Source organism: Pseudalkalibacillus sp. R45 (genome assembly GCF_052246725.1).
Lineage (GTDB): Bacteria > Bacillota > Bacilli > Bacillales > Fictibacillaceae > Pseudalkalibacillus.
In genome coordinates this window covers 205052-223381 of the sequence record NZ_JBQQCL010000007.1, presented here as the reverse complement: position 1 = coordinate 223381, position 18330 = coordinate 205052, and the positions used below count along the sequence as shown (strand labels likewise).

17 protein-coding genes and 1 pseudogene are annotated in these 18330 nt (G+C 41.9%); 5 read left to right on the top strand and 13 right to left on the bottom strand.

The features are described from left to right. Positions 1-207 (top strand): hypothetical protein (locus tag ACTWQL_RS14355; protein WP_443143115.1); only part of this gene is annotated, 207 nt, incomplete at its 5' end. On the opposite strand, the pseudogene ACTWQL_RS14350 reads toward ACTWQL_RS14355, so the two are convergent. From ACTWQL_RS14350 to ACTWQL_RS14335, 4 genes and pseudogenes are all read right to left on the bottom strand, one after another. Next, positions 184-1496 (bottom strand): annotated as a pseudogene (locus tag ACTWQL_RS14350) (short-chain fatty acid transporter). The gene ACTWQL_RS14355 and the pseudogene ACTWQL_RS14350 overlap by 24 nt on opposite strands. Before the next feature lie 72 nt (positions 1497-1568). Next, on the bottom strand, positions 1569-2240 hold the full coding sequence (locus tag ACTWQL_RS14345; protein WP_443143114.1) for a 3-oxoacid CoA-transferase subunit B: 672 nt from the start codon (positions 2238-2240) through the stop codon (positions 1569-1571). 20 nt (positions 2241-2260) lie between these two features. Next, positions 2261-2950: a CoA transferase subunit A gene (locus ACTWQL_RS14340; RefSeq protein ID WP_443143113.1), complete on the bottom strand. Its 690-nt coding sequence runs from the start codon at positions 2948-2950 to the stop codon at positions 2261-2263. Between the two features lie 17 nt (positions 2951-2967). Next, complete coding sequence (locus tag ACTWQL_RS14335) at positions 2968-4146, bottom strand: acetyl-CoA C-acetyltransferase (RefSeq protein ID WP_443143112.1); 1179 nt, start codon at positions 4144-4146, stop codon at positions 2968-2970. A gap of 218 nt (positions 4147-4364) precedes the next feature. On the opposite strand from ACTWQL_RS14335, the gene ACTWQL_RS14330 reads away from it, so the two are divergent. Beyond that, positions 4365-5273: a hydroxymethylglutaryl-CoA lyase gene (locus tag ACTWQL_RS14330; protein ID WP_443143111.1), complete on the top strand. Its 909-nt coding sequence runs from the start codon at positions 4365-4367 to the stop codon at positions 5271-5273. Between the two features lie 132 nt (positions 5274-5405). Here the strand turns inward: ACTWQL_RS14330 and ACTWQL_RS14325 are convergent, their stop codons facing one another. Then, a complete protein-coding gene (locus ACTWQL_RS14325; protein ID WP_443143110.1) occupies positions 5406-5969 on the bottom strand; it encodes a PadR family transcriptional regulator in 564 nt (187 codons plus the stop codon). A gap of 172 nt (positions 5970-6141) precedes the next feature. On the opposite strand from ACTWQL_RS14325, the gene ACTWQL_RS14320 reads away from it, so the two are divergent. Then, positions 6142-9279 carry an efflux RND transporter permease subunit gene (locus tag ACTWQL_RS14320; protein ID WP_443143109.1) on the top strand — a complete coding sequence of 1046 codons (3138 nt, stop codon included), beginning with the start codon at positions 6142-6144 and terminating at the stop codon, positions 9277-9279. Positions 9280-9579: 300 nt separating this feature from the next. Here the strand turns inward: ACTWQL_RS14320 and ACTWQL_RS14315 are convergent, their stop codons facing one another. From ACTWQL_RS14315 to ACTWQL_RS14300, 4 genes are all read right to left on the bottom strand, one after another. Next, a complete protein-coding gene (locus tag ACTWQL_RS14315; RefSeq protein ID WP_443143108.1) occupies positions 9580-10665 on the bottom strand; it encodes an NAD(P)/FAD-dependent oxidoreductase in 1086 nt (361 codons plus the stop codon). Then, the gene (locus tag ACTWQL_RS14310) at positions 10658-11335 is read right to left on the bottom strand and encodes a haloacid dehalogenase type II (RefSeq protein WP_443143107.1); all 678 of its coding nucleotides are present in this window, start codon (positions 11333-11335) and stop codon (positions 10658-10660) included. Before ACTWQL_RS14310 ends, ACTWQL_RS14315 begins: the two co-directional genes overlap by 8 nt. A 22-nt stretch (positions 11336-11357) precedes the next feature. Then, positions 11358-12020: a TVP38/TMEM64 family protein gene (locus ACTWQL_RS14305; protein ID WP_443143106.1), complete on the bottom strand. Its 663-nt coding sequence runs from the start codon at positions 12018-12020 to the stop codon at positions 11358-11360. Between the two features lie 97 nt (positions 12021-12117). Beyond that, positions 12118-12273 carry a hypothetical protein gene (locus ACTWQL_RS14300; RefSeq protein WP_443143105.1) on the bottom strand — a complete coding sequence of 52 codons (156 nt, stop codon included), beginning with the start codon at positions 12271-12273 and terminating at the stop codon, positions 12118-12120. Positions 12274-12647: 374 nt separating this feature from the next. Between ACTWQL_RS14300 and ACTWQL_RS14295 the strand changes: the two genes are divergently transcribed. After that, positions 12648-12896, top strand: a complete 249-nt coding sequence (locus ACTWQL_RS14295) for a hypothetical protein (RefSeq protein WP_443143104.1) — start codon at positions 12648-12650, stop codon at positions 12894-12896. A gap of 514 nt (positions 12897-13410) precedes the next feature. On the opposite strand, the gene ACTWQL_RS14290 is transcribed toward ACTWQL_RS14295, so the two are convergent. From ACTWQL_RS14290 to ACTWQL_RS14275, 4 genes are read right to left on the bottom strand one after another with little or no spacing between them, the layout of a single operon-like run. Next, complete coding sequence (locus ACTWQL_RS14290; protein WP_443143103.1) at positions 13411-13956, bottom strand: RNA polymerase sigma factor; 546 nt, start codon at positions 13954-13956, stop codon at positions 13411-13413. 17 nt (positions 13957-13973) lie between these two features. After that, positions 13974-15962: a DUF6449 domain-containing protein gene (locus ACTWQL_RS14285; RefSeq protein WP_443143102.1), complete on the bottom strand. Its 1989-nt coding sequence runs from the start codon at positions 15960-15962 to the stop codon at positions 13974-13976. Further along, the gene (locus ACTWQL_RS14280; protein WP_443143101.1) at positions 15937-16836 is read right to left on the bottom strand and encodes an ABC transporter ATP-binding protein; all 900 of its coding nucleotides are present in this window, start codon (positions 16834-16836) and stop codon (positions 15937-15939) included. The genes ACTWQL_RS14285 and ACTWQL_RS14280 overlap by 26 nt, the downstream gene beginning before the upstream one ends. Continuing rightward, positions 16820-17218, bottom strand: coding sequence for a GntR family transcriptional regulator (locus tag ACTWQL_RS14275; protein WP_443143100.1), 399 nt, complete (start codon positions 17216-17218; stop codon positions 16820-16822). Before ACTWQL_RS14275 ends, ACTWQL_RS14280 begins: the two co-directional genes overlap by 17 nt. Before the next feature lie 223 nt (positions 17219-17441). On the opposite strand from ACTWQL_RS14275, the gene ACTWQL_RS14270 reads away from it, so the two are divergent. After that, on the top strand, positions 17442-18317 hold the full coding sequence (locus tag ACTWQL_RS14270; RefSeq protein ID WP_443143099.1) for a dimethylarginine dimethylaminohydrolase family protein: 876 nt from the start codon (positions 17442-17444) through the stop codon (positions 18315-18317). Positions 18318-18330: the final 13 nt, after the last annotated feature.

Below are 18330 nucleotides of genomic sequence, written 5' to 3'. Positions count from 1 at the left end.
GTAGTAGGCACGCTGATCCCGCAGGACAAGGAAAGCTTCGGCAGCGTTACATCGCACGAAGAAAATGCGATTTTCATTTTCGAGGAGTCTCGCACCTTGCTCTCCAATCAACTTGCACAAGGTGGTTTTTTAAAAATGACTCAAAAGCAACAATCTTTTAGAAAAGAGCCTATAAAAATCACTCTAAATGAACACCAATCCGATTGATATAAAAAGACCGCTGACTAACATGGCAATTACACAAAAGCCCATGATATCTTTTGCAGATAATCCAGCGATAGCGAGTGCCGGAAGTGCCCAGAATGGTTGGATCATGTTCGTCCAGGCGTCACCCCAAGCTACTGCCATTGCTGTTTTTGCAGCACTGATTCCAAGATCTTCACCAGCCATCAGCATAATAGGTGCTTGTACAGCCCACTGGCCTCCGCCGGATGGAACGAAGAAGTTGACGATTCCTGCGCTTAAAAATGCAAAGAACGGATACGTCAATTCATTGGAGATGCTGACGAACCATTGAGACACTTCAGCAGCTAACCCACTCGCTACCATCATCCCCATGATACCTGCATAGAACGGGAACTGGATGATGATCCCTCCAGCACCCTTAACCGCATCAGACACACTGTTGATGAAGCGTCGCGGAGTTCCATGCAGCAAGATTCCCAGGAATAAGAATAGGAAATTGACAATATCCAGATTGAGACTGAATCCACTTGTCGCAAAATAATAGACGAGGAACGCAACTCCCAATAAGCCAATGACCATTGATATAATCCAGCTGTTTTCAAGCTTTTCTGCCGGCGTATTCGATTCAACCGCAGCGGCCTCGACATTCTTTTCCTCTAGAATTGAGGGATCAATGTAAAACTGGTTGTCTTTCTGGTTCATCATCAACCTATTGACAATAGGTAAAGTGATAAACAAAGCTAGCACGATGAAGATGTTGAACGGTGCAAAAATCGTTTCAGACGTCGGGATGACACCGATGATGTCACTGGAAAAGTGCTCAGGCGTCGCGATCGTTAATGGAATGGATCCTGAAAAACCCCCATGCCAAACAAGGAATCCGCTGTAAGCACTTGCGATCAAAAGCCGATAATCAACCTTTTCGACCTGTCTAGCCAGTTCTTTGGCAAACAATGCACCGATGACGAGTCCGAAACCCCAGTTGATCCAACTCGCAGCAAGGGATACCAGTGTGACGAATACGATCGCCTTCCCCGGAGTGTGAGCAAAAGAGGCAAGTTTTCTTAAACCTTTTTTGAATAACGGGCTGCTCGCCAAAACGTATCCTGTTACAAGAGGACCATCTGCATCGCGAACGTCAACAGACTCCAGAATCCTTCACCCCAGAAAGTCACCATCTCAACCGGTGTACTTCTTGTGACGAGCATACCCATCACGAATACGACTAGCGTAAGGATGACCACGAATAAGAATGGATCCGGAAGATAGCGTTGCATGATCCGATTTGAAAGTGCTGTTATCCTTTTCACCAATTACCTCCCCCTAATCGTTCTGTCAGGCATTTTACTTAAAAGTTATTGTTTTCGATCAACTGCCTATATTTAAAATGCATTCACCTTTACATCGTCTCCTATGATCAATCTCGGTTGAGTCGTTTCTTGAATGTCTTCTGGTGTAAATCCTTCTGCCACCTCAACAAGCTTCAAGCCTTCAGGAGTTACATCGATTACCGCTCGATCGGTGATGATTCGATCCACCACTCCGCTACCTGTCAGTGGCAAAGAACATTCGTTGAGAATTTTGGGATCCCCTTTTTTATTGACATGATCCATGATGACGATGATCCGCTTTGCGCCATGTACAAGGTCCATCGCACCGCCCATGCCCTTGATCATCTTTCCAGGAATCATCCAGTTTGCAAGATCCCCGTTCCCTGAAACCTCCATACCGCCTAAAATCGCAATATCGATATGTCCGCCACGAATCATCCCAAATGATTCCGAGCTGTCAAAATAAGATGCGCCTTTCGTAGCAGTAACGGTTTCTTTTCCAGCATTGATCAAGTCAGGATCGACTTCATCTTCTGTCGGATAACGCCCGATTCCGAGCAAACCGTTTTCTGATTGAAGGACGACTTGTTTGTTATCTGAAATATAGTTCGCGACTAATGTCGGCATACCGATTCCCAGGTTTACATAGAACCCATCTTCAATTTCCTTTTCCGCTCTTCTAGCAATACGTTCGCGTACGAGTGCTTTATCTACTTTTGTCATTATTACTTCCTCCTCTGCTGTTATTTCGTAACGGTCAATCGTTCGATTTTTTTCTGCTGTTCACCGACGATCATTTTTTGAACATAGATACTTGGTGTATGGATGTGATCCGGATCCAATTCACCAGCTTCGTATAGCTCCTCCACCTCTGCAATCGTGATTTTCCCCGCTGCTGCAATCATAGGGTTGAAGTTACGAGCTGTCTTGTTATAAATGAGGTTCCCCATTTTGTCTGCTTTCTGTGCCCGGACAAGACTGACATCGGCGGTCATCCCATACTCCAACAGGTAATCCTTCCCGTCAATATTCCGAACCTCTCTTCCTTCAGCTAACGGTGTACCGACTCCAGCTGGTGTATAGAATGCAGGGATTCCTGCGCCTCCAGCGCGGATTCTCTCAGCAAGTGTCCCTTGTGGAATCAATTCTACTTCAATTTCTCCAGACAAAACTTGGCGTTCGAACTCTTTGTTTTCACCGACATAAGAACCGACCATTTTCTTGATCTGTTTATTTTTTAGAAGGAGGCCAAGTCCCCAATCGTCTACACCACAGTTATTTGAGATTACCGTAAGATCTTTGACACCGCTATCGACTAAAGCTAGAATCAGATTTTCCGGAATACCGACAAGACCGAAACCACCGACCATGATCGTAGCTCCATCTTTAATATCTTTTACTGCTTCTAAGAATGATGTTTCAATTGGTTTCATGTTTTTCATCTCCTTTTTTATGCTTCATTTTCTATGATTGTCGCCACACCTTGCCCGCCGCCAATACATAATGTGGCGAGGCCGTATTGTTCATTTCTGCGTTTCAATTCATGGATCAAGGTTACGAGAATACGAGTACCGCTAGCTCCGATCGGATGGCCAAGTGCAATCGCACCACCATTCACATTGAGAATCTCTTTGTTGAAGTTGAGATCCTTCCCAACAGCTAAAGATTGGGCAGCAAAAGCTTCATTGGCTTCTATCAGATTCATTGCATCAATTGTGAGATTCGCTTTTTCTAATGCCTTTCTCGTTGCTGGCACTGGTCCGATCCCCATGATACTAGGGTCGACACCAGCTGAAGCATTCGAACGAATGACAGCGAGTGGCTTCAATCCTAGCTCTTCTGCCTTTTGACGGCTCATGACGATGACTGCAGCGGCACCATCATTGATTCCTGAAGCGTTACCCGCAGTAACCATGCCATCTTTTTTGAATGCAGAACGCAGTTTCGCTAATTCTTCCGCAGTTGATTTTTTCGGGTGTTCATCCGTATTAAAGACGAGAGGTTCCCCTTTACGTTGTGGGATTTCAACAGGAACGATTTCATCTTCAAAACGACCATTCTCTATCGCACTTGCAGCTTTTTCCTGACTCCAAGCTGCGAATTCATCTAATTCTTCACGCTTCAATCCATGCGTTTCACATAGGTTCTCAGCAGTGATGCCCATATGGTAGTCATTGAACGCACACCATAGTCCATCCTGGATCATCGAGTCGACAACTTTCTGATCCCCCATTTTATAGCCATCACGTGCTCCTTTTAATAGATAAGGGGCTTGGCTCATATTTTCCATTCCACCTGCAACAACCACATCTGCATCTCCCAACAGGATCGACTGTGCAGCAAGATGGACCGTTTTCAAACCGGACCCACAGACCTTGTTGATCGTCATTGAAGAAGTCGTATCAGCAAGCCCTGCTTTCATTGCGGCTTGTCTTGCAGGGTTCTGACCGAGTCCAGCCTGCAGGACATTCCCCATGATCACTTCCTCGACTTCTGAAATGCCTGCACGTTTCAAAGCTTCTTTAATTGCGATACCACCCAGTTCTGTAGCTGATATTGATTTCAGACTTCCGCCAAAACCACCGATCGGGGTCCTGACTGCACTGACTATGACAGCTTCTCTCTCCATCTCTGTGTTGCCTCCTTGATATTTGTTGTTATCTGTCTCACCTTGTCTATTTCTCAGTCATTTCTGAATTCTCCTTCTTCTCCGACGATATTTCTTTGAAAGAATGAAAATACTTGCCCTTTAAAATTTCTTCACGTTACAATGAAAGATAAAGTATATAAAAGCGCTTACATATGTTGTAACTTTGTGTTAAAACTGTCGAAAAACTGGAGGTCATTATGAACTTACCTGAAAAAGTGACAATCATCGAAGTAGGACCCAGGGATGGATTACAAAATGAAAAAAGTCAGGTTCCTACCGATGCGAAAATTACCTTTATAAAAGAATTAAAAAATGCTGGAATCAAAGAAATGGAATTGACGTCGTTCGTCTCCCCTAAATGGGTTCCCCAGATGAGTGATGCAAAGGATGTGATCGACGCTTGTCTCGATGATCAGCGTAACTTCGTACTCACACCGAATCGGAAAGGAATCGAACGGCTTTATGAGACGGATGGAAAGGATGTCGCTGTCTTCGTGGGTGTCAGTTCAACATTCAATAAAAAGAACATCAACAAGACGACTGAGGAAAGCATGGCTGAATTGAAACCAATCCTTACAGAGCTGAAGCAGAAAGGCTACTTCATCCGAGCTTGCATTTCCACTTCCTTCTATTGTCCTTATGATGGGAAAGTCGAACCGGAGGATGTGGTCGCGTTATGTACACAATTTGCGGATTATGGCGTAGATGAACTAAGCGTTGCGGATACAATCGGGATGGCGAACCCTCTCGAAAGCTATCAATTATTCAATGAATTGAATACAAAATTAGGAGATCGACTGTTGTTGACAGCACACTTCCACGACACACGCGGCATGGCTTTAGCAAATGTTTATGCGTGCCTTCAAGCTGGAATAACGAGATTCGATACTTCAGCTGGTGGCTTAGGTGGATGTCCGTTCGCTCCTGGGGCAACGGGGAACGTCGCAACTGAGGACGTCGTCTATATGCTTCATCAGATGGGGCTTGATACAGGAATCAACCTTGAACACCTGACTAAAGCTGTCCGGAACATTGCACCGCACGTATCCAGAAAGATTGAAAGCAAGTATTATAACCTTACAGAACAAACGACTTTAAGTACCTAATTTCAAAAGGGACTGTCCTAAAAAAAATTTTTCAGGCACCTCCAACACAACATTTTGTATCAAAAGTTGTGAAGTCAGGACTCTGACATTTTTGCGACAGTCCCTTTTCATTATTTGGATTTCCGAAGAACATTACTTTTGACTAAATGAATCATTTTCTTTCATTTCTTCGAGGATCTCTATCGCCCAATCACACCATTCAATCCAGCTTGCCATGTATCTTTTTCCGAATTCAGATGTAAAATATTCACCCAATGCAGCTCTTTTATCCTGCTCAGTTTTGTATTGGTTCTCCTGCCAGATTTTCATATGCTGTAATCCGAATTGATGATGCTCTTTACTTTGTTCAAGAAAACGGATAGCGTCATCTGGATCGATCAAATGGAACATTGAAACTCGCAACAGCTGCTGGTCCTTTAATTTTGGCGGTTCGACTTTATAGTCGAGGAGCCATTTAAACAGTGCTTCCCGTCCACTTTCCTCTATTGTATAAACTTTTTTATCCGGGGCATCCTCCTGAGGATATAAGACGGAAATGACCAATCCTTCTTCTTCAAGTTTGATCAATTCACGATAAATTTGTGTATGATGGGCCGACCAATAATGAATCATGGTCTCCTTGAATTGTTGTGTCAATTCATAACCAGTTGCAGGCTCTTTCGTCAATAATCCTAATAAAGCATATCTTAATGCCATTTTCATCAATCCTTCAATTAAAACTCTATTCATCTTATCACAAAATTTACAAATAAATCAGATGTAAAATTGTTGCGCTCCTCTTTTTTTCCATTATACTTGTAATTATCACCTATGTGAACTTTCACATATGAATTTAAAATTACATCCATATCCAAGAGGGGGGCAAAACATGAGTTGGTTGACACGCTTTAGTTTGAAAAACCCGATCGCTGTCATAATCATAAGCTTATTGCTTGTGTTAGGAGGTTTATACTCTTTCAGTAATCTGAAAGTCGATCTCCTTCCAGATATCGAATTTCCGCAAATGTCGGTTCAAATTGTCTATCCAGGTGCATCTACCCAGGATGTCAATGAAAAGGTAACAGAAAAAGTAGAGGAAAGATTGAAAGCGCTCAATGATGTTAAAAAAATGCAAAGCCAATCATTCGAAAGCCTATCCGTCATCAATTTGGAATTTCCATTCTCAACGAATCTTGAAGACGTGGAACAAGAGATTGAAAGTCTTATAGATGATGCAGATCTTCCAGACAATGCGAAAACCGAAATCAACCGGTTCTCGTTTGGGACGATTCCAATCTATAATATCTCATTGTTCCCAAATGATGATTCAGAAAACTTCAAGGCATTCGTTGAAGACGAACTGATTCCAGAGGTAAAGAAAATTCCCGGGGTCAATAACATCTCAGTCGGCGGGCTGGAAGATGAATCCTTGATCATTACTGTTGATAAAGAAAAAGCTCGACAGAACGGGCTATCACTGAATCAAATCAAAGAATCCATCAATCAACATTACTTGTCTTTCCCTGCCGGATCTGTAGAAAATGATACATTATCGATCCCTGTCCGTGTAGAGGAGAAGATCGAAACGATCAAACAACTAGAATCCCTTCAATTGAACGCAGGAAATACAGCTCTCGGTCAGGGCGGTGAGCAAGGTCCTCCGAGCGGAAATCCAGAAGGTCCTCCCCAAGGGACAGACCAACAGCCGCCAACTGAAGGTAATGATGCTTCACAAATCGTTACTTTAGGAGACATCGCTAAAGTCGAAGAAGCAAGTGAGAGTGATGAGATTACGCGGTACAATCTTCAAAGTGCCCTGTCCGCTGCTATTACGAAAAAACAAGGTGCAAATACGGTGGAAGTATCCGAACGAGTCATCTCGACTCTTGAAAAATATGATGACAGAGTCGATTACGCAATCGGATTTGATCAAGCTTCCGGGATCAAGCAATCTGTTGAAAAACTTGTGAAAGAAGGTCTTTACGGAGCTCTGTTCGCATCATTAGCCGTATTGCTGTTTCTACGTAATATCAGAGCTACAATCATCGCGATCATTTCGATCCCACTGTCACTCCTGATCAGCGCCATCTTTATGTCGCGCTTAGGAATCACATTGAATGTCATGACACTTGGGGGTATGGCCGTCGCGGTAGGACGCGTAGTCGATGATAGCATCGTCGTCATCGAAAATATATTCCGGAGAACACGTAAAAGTGTTGGATCTGAAGACAGGGATGAATTAATTTTACAATCGACAAAAGAGATCTTGAAAGCAATTGTCTCCTCGACCCTGACGACCGTTGTCGTCTTCTTACCTTTAGGTTTTGTCGGGGGGATAACAGGAGAGTTCTTCTTACCTTTCGCCTTGACGATTGTATTTGCATTACTCGCTTCATTAGTTGTTGCGGTGACGCTCGTGCCCATTCTTGCAAAGATATCCTTCAAGAAGGTCAAACACGAAGAGAAAACGACGTGGCTGCAGCGACTTTATGTGAAGCTGATAAAAGGTTCATTGAATCATAAATTGCCAGTTATCCTTGTCTCGCTAGCATTGTTAGGAGGGTCTTTCTTCCTGACATCCAAGTTAGGTTTTGTGTTTTTACCTAACGAAGAACAGAAAACGTTGTCTGCATCAGTTGAAATGCCAGCATCGACTACGTTAGAAAGTACCAATGATGTTTCCTTGAAAGTCGAAGAATACTTAAGTGACGTGGATGGCATAAAAGATGTGACTGCAGCAGTCGGCAGCCGTGATTTCCAAAGCGGACTTAAACGCGAGAACGTCGCCAATTATTTCATCAATTTAAAAGAATCTGCCAATGTTTCTAAAGTCATTTCCACATTAGAAACTGACTTGAAAGAAATTTTGAAAACAGAAAGTGAAAATGCTGCTGTCAGTGTTCAAGAACTGGAAGCCGGTGGGCCTCCTACGAACAATGAAGTGAATATCGACCTGTATAGCAATGACCTGGAAAAACTCCAGGAAGCTTCGGCAGATGTTGAAGCTTATATGAAAGAACAGGATAAACTTGAATATATAAGCAATAATTTTTCAGAAACCCAGCCGCAGTGGACAGTCAATATTGATCCTGAAACCGCTTCTGAGTATGGCGTTTCTGGTTTCATGGTCCTTGGGATGATCAATGATCAGACGAAGCCGGTCGATGCAGGAACATTGCCAATCGATGAAGAGGATCAGTCTGTGACGTTGCAATATGATGAAAAGCTGAGTTCACTTGAAGAGTTAGAGGAATTACAGATCCCTACAGGAAAGGGTCTTGTTAACTTATCCGATATCGCTGAAGTGAAACGGATTGAGGATGTGTCTTCAATCCAAAAGCTTGATGGTAAAGTCTTTGCACGTGTATCCGCAAAGATCCAGGGACAAAACATCCAGAAGGTATCTAGTGATGTCATAAATGGTGTAAAAGCTGATGTTGAATTGCCTGAAGGGGTCTCACTCGAAGGCGGCAGCGGAAGCGATGAAACACAGGAAACTTTCCAGCAGCTTGGATTGGCAATGTTGGTCGCAATCGGACTTGTCTATCTAACGATGCTGATTACATTCGGCAAAGCACGTATCCCGTTCATCATCTTATCTTCCTTGTTATTTGTTCCCATCGGTTCCATCGGGGGGTTATGGCTGATGAATGAACCGTTGTCCATCAGTGCGATGATCGGTGTCTTGATGCTGATAGGAATCGTTACAACAAATGCCATTGTATTGGTCGACCGAATTGGCCAGAATCGCTTTGAAAAAGGGATGACAATACGTGAAGCGTTATTGGAGGCGGGAAAAACCCGTTTGCGCCCGATTTTGATGACCGCTTTCGCAACGATTGCTGCCCTTCTACCACTAGCCTTTACAACATCTAGTGGTACGTTGATTTCCAAAGGTTTGGCGATCGTCGTCATCGGAGGATTGACCACATCAACCTTCCTGACACTCATCATCGTACCAGTCATCTACGAGTTATTCTTCTTCAGGCAAGCAAGGAAAGAACGTAAAGCTGAAGTGACAGATTAAACTAATTAAAGATGAAAAAGGACTGTTCCTGAGATTTCCAGGGCAGTCCTTTTTTAAGGCTGTTTTCGCAAACATTGTTGCTCTTGAAAGTCGTTGATTTCCGCTCCCAGGATGCTCGCTTTCCGCGGGGCGTGCGGTGAGCCCACTCGTCGCCTTGCGACATTGAATGGTCTCACCTGTCCCGCTGATCCCGCAGGAGTCTCGCACCTTGCTCTCCAATCAACTTGCACATGGTGTTTTTTAAAAAATCAATCAAAAGCAAATATAAGAGCCTTTTTTTAAAAATTTATCTCCTATACACTATCTGAATGAAGAGACGTAACCACGATCTAATTTATCTTTTAATTTCCATGCAAGTTTTCCTTTTCTAGAAAAGGCTCCATATTTTAGATAAGCCTGTTTATGGCCAACCGAGATACCCGATAACTGTCGTTTCGGCGGACGGAAATGGTACCCCTCCCCCGATTCAAGATACCCTTTAAGGTTTTCAAACAGCACTTCTCCTTGTTTATCTGCTATGGACCCACTAACAGAAAGGTTCGGATGGTTTCGGATCGTCACTCCATTTCCAGCTCCAAAGATGAATGGATACTTTTTCACTTGCAATGTATCTTCCACCAACAAACGTCCTTCTTCATCTGTAGGGAGCTTTGAGCTCTTATATACTCCAGGTGGCTTTAACACTGTCATCCATAGTAAAGAATCAAATGAAACCGATTCATTTCCAATCTTGATCAAGTTTTCGTGAATCTCGACCATGCTTTTATTCCTATACACCTCTATTCCCTGATTCGCAAGTTCACTTTTCAAGCTTTGTAAAGTGAAATCTCGAGGCTTTCTAAACATACCAGGCGGCTGGATCAAAATCACATTTGCATGATCTTGATATGTCTGTTTCCAAGCTTTCATTGAAAAACTCATTTCAATGGCTTCTGCTCCGTCTCCAACGATGACGACTGAACCTTTTTTATGATCATACTCCTGGAGACGTTCAAGGTGGGCTCTTTGAGTAAGGTCAAAAATATTTTCTCGGTCTGGCAGGATTTCAGTCCCCTTCCGTCTCCTATCTGTATCTATAGATAAGACATCGAAGGATAAGATATCCCCATTTTCCGTGAGCACCATTCTCTGCTTCACATCAATAGATAACGCCGTTCCTTGAACAAACCGAATTCCGGCTTTTTCAGTTAAATCAGCAAAATCGATTTCAAGATCTTCCAGCTGATAGATCTCCTCAACTAACCCAGGAAACATATCCGCATGATAGGTTGTTGAAGCTGGGCTGAGTAACGTGATTTCACAACCCATTAATGTTTCCTTTTTCAATTTTTTCAATAAAGAAAGGTGGGCACGGCCACCTCCAATTAATAACAGTTTTTTACACATAATTTCTCCTTAAATCCATTAATTCAGTAAGGTTCTGTAAGACATGATGCGGCTCAACACCAAGTTCATCCATTGCACCTCCAGTGCGATTGACCCAGGCGACTTGAAAGCCGAATGTCTTTGCCCCTGCTATGTCCCATGTGTTCGATGATAAAAACAAGACTTCGTGCCGCTCCACACCTAGCTGATCCAATGCGTACAGATATGAATCCGGATGTGGTTTGAACCGCTTTATTCCATTCACTGAAATCAAATTGGAAAAATGGGACTGCAGACGATTATGTTCAATCAGAGGATGAAGCATATCCTCTGAACCATTCGAAAAAACAGCTAATTGAAATCCTCTCAACCTTTCAAGAACCTCTTCCACTTCCGGATACGGTTTCAATTGCAGATATGCTGATAATAATGATTTTTCAATTGATCCGCTCAGTTCCACACCTTCACTCTTACAAGCATATCTTAACGCATCTTTTGTTATTGACCAAAAGGAATGGTAATTTCCCATCAATCCTCGAAGGAAAGAATATTCAAGCTGTTTTTGTCTCCACACCTTGCTGATTACTTCTCCTTTTTGTGGAAAGTAGGTTTCACACTCTTCTATCACTGAATGCACATCAAACAGGGTTCCATATACATCAAACACGATCGTTTTTGTCTTACGGTTCACCAAACTCACCTCGTGTACATTTTTATTCCTGATCAAGCCGGACGGCTAACATTCGTGAAAGCTTTTTCCTGAACAGAATTGGCAAAGCTGTGAGGACCACCAGGGAAGCAATCGACATAATGATCAATTCGTTCCCCCCAGAATACGTACTGCTTCCGATACCGCAATAAATCAGAGCTCCGGGGACCAGTCCCAATAATGTCGCAAAAAAATAATGTGAAAAACGAATAGTCGATACTGCACTTAGATATGTAACCAATTCGAAATGTAAAAATGGTAACAGACGTAGAATCAATAAGATGATGAAACCTTTCTTGTCTATTTGTTGTCGCAAGGTTTCGTATTTTGCAGAATCAGGTATCTTCCCGAATGTAATCCCTAACTTCCGTATCGCCAGGAACGATAGGATCGCTCCTAAACACGCTCCGATGATGGTTAGAAGCACTCCAAACCAGAAACCGAACGCAAGACCTCCCACAATCGCTAATAAAGAAGCTGGAAACAAAACGAGGGGACGTACTGTAAACATGATCAGGTATATCCCCGGTGCGATCCAGCCAAACGCCATCACCAAATCCCGAATTTCCCTTGGGGGAATTTCTAAGAAAGCCTGATTCAACCAGATAAATAACCCTACTATGATAACGATCATCACAATCTTACGTATCCATTTCTGTTTGTCCATGTTCCGCCCTCTTTTGTAAGGATCTTACCTTAACAGATCCACTTCGTCTTAATAAAAACGTTTCCCTTAAATTATGTCCAATGAAACGTATATCTTTTCATACCTTCAAACACAAAAACGGGGCTTTTCTAAAAGATTGTTGCTTTTGAGTCATTTTTAAAAACTCACCTTGTGCAAGTTGATTGGAGAGCAAGGTGCGAGACTCCTGCGGGATCAGCGTGCCTACTACCTGAATAATCTCCTCGCAAGGCATGCGACGAGGAAGCTCGCTTCGAAAGGACTTTCTTGTAGACGCAAGAGCACAAATGCTTCCTTGAAAAGGAGACTCCTGAGGTCGCAAGGCGACGAGTGGGCTCACCGCACGCCCCGCGGAAAGCGAGCATCCTGGAGCGGAAATCAACGACTGCAACAACGTTTGCGAAAACAGCCTATAAAAAAACAGAAAAAGTCGTACACAATCCGGAGGAGTTACCATATACTCTGAAAGAAGCGTATATTAGGTTACGATTATGTAAAACTGTGGTATTCTAATGATAGGACAACATATACTAATAAAAACCGCAGGTGCTGCAACACCTGCGGAGAGATAGCACAATAGATTTCCCTCAAAGGGGGAAGGCTATTCAGATGGATGACCACCCTAATGCCGCAAAGCTCAAGGGTGGTTATTTCCTTTTATCAGGAAAAGACAACAACGTCACGATTAACAATCCAAATGTGATCATCAGACTGATCGCTTCGAACGCTGTCAATGGCTGCACCCCCTTCCTTGACTGCTTGAGACGGGGACCAGCCTTCCACCCTCGAGTATCCTCTATTGCACTCTTACTATTATACCACGATTCCATCATTTTCCTCATCGTCAATTTGAGCTAATTACATTCTAAAAAAAGAATGTTTTTTTAGAAGACCCCCACATGAAAATCTGAAAACCCGAAACCTATTAGCACAACCCCCTTAAAAGTTATCATGAAAGGACACTTAGAATGTAGCATCCCCTGCATTCTAATGTGTCCTTTTTGTTTCCGCAGATAAAAAGTTCAGGAGCCAAGTTCTTTTGATTGGCTCGTTTTGCGTTTTGCAAAAACGATCCTAGCATCTCTTTAGATATCTAAAACTTAGGTTGGCACTGTCGGAGATTAATAACCATGAAGCACTTACTTGCGGTATTTAACTCCAGTTGTGTCTTATGAAGCTTCCATGAAGCATTTTCATTCAGTTTTGGCTCTCAGTGTCTCATGACCTCGCCTACAGACATACCCCTCTTTATCTACTCATTTTAAGCCTTAGCGCAGGCTGAGCCTTCATTGCGCTGATATGAAGAACGTATTTTATGCTTTCTTTAAGTGCAATAGAAAAACGCCCCCTGCAAAAAGGAGCGTTCTCTTTATTAGGTACTAATTTGCTTATTAATTCCACATTTGATTTGCTGCCTTGCCCGGTATAATCGTGATTTCACAGTTCCTAACGGGAGCTGTAACCGATCAGCTATCTCTTCTTCTTTCAATCCATCATCATATTTAAGTAAAAAGGCTTCACGCAAAACCGGTTTTAGTCCACTTACTTCGTATTCGATTTCTTTTTCCATCCATAAACCCTCGACGATTTGTTCAACATCATTCTTTTCCTGGTTGTATTCGTTCGCTGTATAAATGACATCCTCTACTAGGATTGCGCCGGATCTCTTTTCTTTACGGATGAGATCAATCGCTGTCCGTGAGGCGATGGTCGAAAGCCACGAACCGATTTTATCGATATCCAATATAGAGTCGATTTTCTTGAATGCCTTGATGAAGGTCTCTTGAACGATATCTTCTGCAAGATATCTGTCATGGGTGATCATCACAGCAACCTTGAATACTTTATGCCGGAATGTTTCATATATAAGATTTAAATCGATTTCTTGTTTCTGTTGTTGAAGGTGTGTTGCCTCCATCTTTTATCACCTCATCTTTATTCAAAATGTTCTATAACAAAATCAGGGATGTCATTTCCCTCAAAACCTAGCAATTGTTCATGTGAATTCTTGAATTGAAAAATTGCAACATATTCATTTCCGTGATAACCCCACGTAGCAGCTTCCAAGCTCTCCTGAATTTCTTGATTTGTCGTAACCTTTAATGTTTTCGGACTCTCAAGCACTTGCTCAATCATCTCTTCATCGAAATCACTGTATGGTACGCTGTCTACTGGAGCGATCATTACGAATTCGACTTCTTCAGGAGTAATTCGTGCCTTCCCAAGCTCTCCTTCATCTTTCAACCATTCTTCAAATTGTGTGTAGGACCATTTGAATTGCAGGAAAAATTCTTCATTTGAACCGTTAGATAACGCTATTCGAATTGTTGATGCAAAAGTGCCATCGTTATTCTTACCTGTATAGGGCTCATTTTTGACATCCGTCTTTAACGCTTCTAATGCTGCTTTGATTTTTTCAGGCTCATGGATGATGACTTCCTGCATTTGTCCTTTATCTGGTGAAACGGTTATTCTTGTTACATCGTCACTGCCCACATTGAATATTTTATTCGTCTTTTCTTTGTATTCAGCGGCTTCATAGACCGGTTTTAAAAGTTGAATCAGTTTATCTGTTTCCTCCATACGGTATTGTCGGATCACTCGATCGCCATTCTCTAACTCATAAGCCATGAATACTTCGATAAGTGAATCGTTGTAATTCACAAACATTTCTTTATGATGAATGAGATACTCATGCAGTTTTTTAACTGCTTCGATATTCTGTTTACTAGTCAAATATGGTTGATAGTATTCAGGGGAATTAGAAGGATTCCAATCAGGGTTATCATAAGCCCATGATCCTTGGCTGATGAAGACTTGTTCTATATCTTCTGTATCAGGAATCCTGCTTTCATACCCCGTGATATCAAACTGTAGACCTACAATAACCACAGTTATAACAACTCCGAAAATAACAAGGCCTTTTAATCGGTTGAAAACGCGCCATGTCTTTTGTAAAAGCATTTCAGCAACAAAATAACCGAAAACAGCCCCGAGTACATAGCCAACGATCAACCAGTTGAACGATCGTTGTGTTTCACTGAAATACACACCGCCCAACAACATGACACAAAATACTACCCCATATTTGAAAATGGGTTTCAATGGACGGAAGACGAATGGCTGGGATACGGCTTCAAGGTTCCTTCGTTTATAGATTTGCATTCCTACTCCATATAAAGCGAGAGAACAAATCAGATAGATAACTATTTCTAGGCTATTGAGCATGTAATTTTCATTACTTTGCATAGAATCTACAAATGCACTGAGCGGTGAAAATCTAATAATCTGGCTGTCCAAATAGTAAGCCATTGAAAATCCATGCAAATAGTAGCTCGCGTTCATGAAGAATAACCCAGTGATGCCGAGTGGGAATAACAGAAAGATGTAAGCTAAGACCCCTTGTACAGCCGATAATCCCGTCACTGTTCCTACAAATACACCAGCGAAATAAACTAGTAACGTAAAGACTATAGTAATGCCCATCCAACGACCCACATCATTAATAGAATAATAGCCTTCTAAATCCAATACGCCGTAAAGAATCGTCATGATGAGCCCTGTAATGAGTACAGGAAGGACTAGATAAAGAACCCCCATCCCTGCATAACAGTTGTATAGTTGTGTTCTCTTAAGCGGCAGGCTATGCATAAAATCAGATGCGTTCTTCACATGTAAAAATCGGAATAAAAATATGGCAAGCAATACAGGTATTGCACATATCAATCCGAACTGTACAACAGATGTATAATGAAAGATGTTATCCCTTAAGAAACCACGTTGGTTTTCATCACTCCAGATCATTAACACCTGCATTGGAACTACAAGTAAAAGTCCAACAAGATAAATCAATGCAACCCATCCAACACTCCTGAAGCTATGAATAATCAATTCTCTATTAATCCAGGACGTTTTTGATTGCATAGCCAACATCCCCCATCTCATATATGAAGATTTCTTCTAGTGTGAGCGGTAATAGGTCATAAACAACCGGGCTGAATCTTTCAAAGTGTTTCGTAACCTCATCCGCTTGCCCTCTAACGATACAGAGCATGACACTTCCGCGTTTTTCTTTGTACAACAACTCCACACCTGCGAACAGCTCATCTGGAACTTCCTTTTTAAAAGCAATCTGGATTTTATGAATGTCCGACTTCAATACATCGAGTTCCTTCTCCAGTAAAAGCTTTCCTTTATGTAATATCCCGATGTGATCACAAATGTCTTCAATTTCCCTCAAGTTATGAGAAGAGATGAGCACGGTCATTTCACGTTCCGCCACATCTTGTAAAATCAGGTTCTTCACTTTTTTCCTCATGACTGGATCAAGTCCATCAATCGGTTCATCCAAAATCAATACATCGGGCATTGTAGAGAGCGATATCCAAAACGCCACCTGACGCTGCATCCCTTTTGAAAACTTGTGGATCTTTTTATTTACATCAATCTCAAAGACTTCCTTCATTTGCTGATACCGTTCTTCATTCCAATTCGAATACATGCTCTTATAAAAATTCGCCATTTGCTGAATTGTGTATTGCGAAAAGAAATACAGCGTATCAGGAATAAAAATCATCCTGTCTTTCATTTTCGTATTTTCGAAAACAGGTTCATTATTGATTGTGACACTTCCAGAACTCTCTCTTAATACCCCGGCAAGGATCCTTAGCAGCGTTGTCTTGCCTGCTCCGTTTGAACCTAACAACCCATAAATGGATCCTTTCTTGACTGTAAAGGAAACGTCCGATAATGCCTCGACGTCATCTAGCTTCTTCGCTATATCATTGACCCGAATCATCTTGTTCCCCTCCCCCTATCGATTTCTCTATTTCTGTAATGTAATTTTGCAGTTCTTTTGCTGTCATACCAAGGTAAAGTGCCTCTGAGACGAGTTCTTTGAATTCTGTCTTTACCTTTGCTAGTTTTTCTGAGTTGACAGCATGTTCAGTCTCACTGACAAAACTGCCTTTTCCTTTGATCGAATAGATATATCCTTGTGATTCTAATTCCCGGTACGCCTTTTGAATCGTGTTCGGATTGATCGTCAATTGTTGGGCAAGCACCCTTACAGACGGAAGCTGTTCATCTGTTTTCATGACACCATTGATAATAAGCACTTTAAATTTATCGACTAATTGCTCGTAAATTGGTTTACGACTTCGAACATCGAGATCAAACATGGCCACCCTCCCATCTGGATTCGGACTGTATGAACTGTATTAACCGTACTAACTGTATTATTATTATTAGTACAGTTGTTATTATATACGAATTTTTCCATTATGGGAAGAAGAAATTTACACAAAGCCTAATGGAGAGAAAAGAAAACTGAACTCAAAATACTTGATCAAGCATCTGTCCATACTATCTGTAGAGTTGATCAGCTATTTAGGAGGCTTACATATGGAAGCGAATCTGCATCAAAACAACCATAAAACTTACTGTAACAGTGAATACGATGAATTGAAGAGAGTCATATTGTGTGAACCACATTATATGACGATCCGCGAGATCATCAATGAAACTCAAAAGCAGTTCAAAGACGAGGGAATAAATATCGATCTGGCAGTTGAACAACATAACCACTTCATCAAAATACTCAGGGAGAACGGGGCAGAAGTGATCCTGCTTCCGTATCATGCGAAATTCCCTGAACAGGTGTTTACACGAGATATCGGCTTTACCCTGGGCCAAACCGTTTTCATCTCTAAAATGGGGAGTAACGTTCGTAAAGGTGAAGTCGGAATTATAAAACAGTGGCTTGATGATGAAGAAATGTCGTATTTCAATCTTTCTGAGGAAAAAATAGAAGGCGGAGATGTGCTCATCGACCAGGATACGATTTATGTGGGCTTAAGTTATCGTACCGACCAAAAGGCTGTGAATCATCTACAAAGTATTTTAACAACCTACAAGGTGATGGGAATCCCTTTCAATGAGAAATATTTACATTTAGATTGTGTATTCAATGTCGTTTCTCCTGAAGTCGCATTGATCTTTCCACCTGCGTTGGATAAGAAGGAACTCGAGCTCTTTTCTTCACGTTATGAATTAATTGAAGTAACAAAAGAAGAACAATTTACGCTTGGGACGAATGTTTTATCAATAGGACACAAAAAAATTATCAGCCTGCCGATCAATACAGAAGTTAATGCACAATTGAAGGAAAAAGGTTTCGAAGTAATCGAGGTCGATATTTCTGAAATCATCAAATCAGGAGGTTCCTTCCGCTGCTGTACAATGCCGATTCTAAGAGAAAATGGAGTGCTGAAAAAATAAAAGGCTGTTTTCG

Coding starts and splice junctions, on each gene's coding strand:
- ACTWQL_RS14295 (WP_443143104.1), top strand. CDS start 12,648: ATGGATGACCACCCTAATGCCGCAAAGCTCAAGGGTGGTTATTTCCTT.
- ACTWQL_RS14270 (WP_443143099.1), top strand. CDS start 17,442: ATGGAAGCGAATCTGCATCAAAACAACCATAAAACTTACTGTAACAGT.
- ACTWQL_RS14280 (WP_443143101.1), bottom strand. CDS start 16,836: ATGATTCGGGTCAATGATATAGCGAAGAAGCTAGATGACGTCGAGGCA.
- ACTWQL_RS14300 (WP_443143105.1), bottom strand. CDS start 12,273: ATGCCTTGCGAGGAGATTATTCAGGTAGTAGGCACGCTGATCCCGCAG.
- ACTWQL_RS14285 (WP_443143102.1), bottom strand. CDS start 15,962: ATGCAATCAAAAACGTCCTGGATTAATAGAGAATTGATTATTCATAGC.
- ACTWQL_RS14305 (WP_443143106.1), bottom strand. CDS start 12,020: ATGGACAAACAGAAATGGATACGTAAGATTGTGATGATCGTTATCATA.
- ACTWQL_RS14320 (WP_443143109.1), top strand. CDS start 6,142: ATGAGTTGGTTGACACGCTTTAGTTTGAAAAACCCGATCGCTGTCATA.
- ACTWQL_RS14335 (WP_443143112.1), bottom strand. CDS start 4,146: ATGGAGAGAGAAGCTGTCATAGTCAGTGCAGTCAGGACCCCGATCGGT.
- ACTWQL_RS14345 (WP_443143114.1), bottom strand. CDS start 2,240: ATGACAAAAGTAGATAAAGCACTCGTACGCGAACGTATTGCTAGAAGA.
- ACTWQL_RS14315 (WP_443143108.1), bottom strand. CDS start 10,665: ATGTGTAAAAAACTGTTATTAATTGGAGGTGGCCGTGCCCACCTTTCT.
- ACTWQL_RS14325 (WP_443143110.1), bottom strand. CDS start 5,969: ATGGCATTAAGATATGCTTTATTAGGATTATTGACGAAAGAGCCTGCA.
- ACTWQL_RS14330 (WP_443143111.1), top strand. CDS start 4,365: ATGAACTTACCTGAAAAAGTGACAATCATCGAAGTAGGACCCAGGGAT.
- ACTWQL_RS14290 (WP_443143103.1), bottom strand. CDS start 13,956: ATGGAGGCAACACACCTTCAACAACAGAAACAAGAAATCGATTTAAAT.
- ACTWQL_RS14275 (WP_443143100.1), bottom strand. CDS start 17,218: ATGTTTGATCTCGATGTTCGAAGTCGTAAACCAATTTACGAGCAATTA.
- ACTWQL_RS14340 (WP_443143113.1), bottom strand. CDS start 2,950: ATGAAACCAATTGAAACATCATTCTTAGAAGCAGTAAAAGATATTAAA.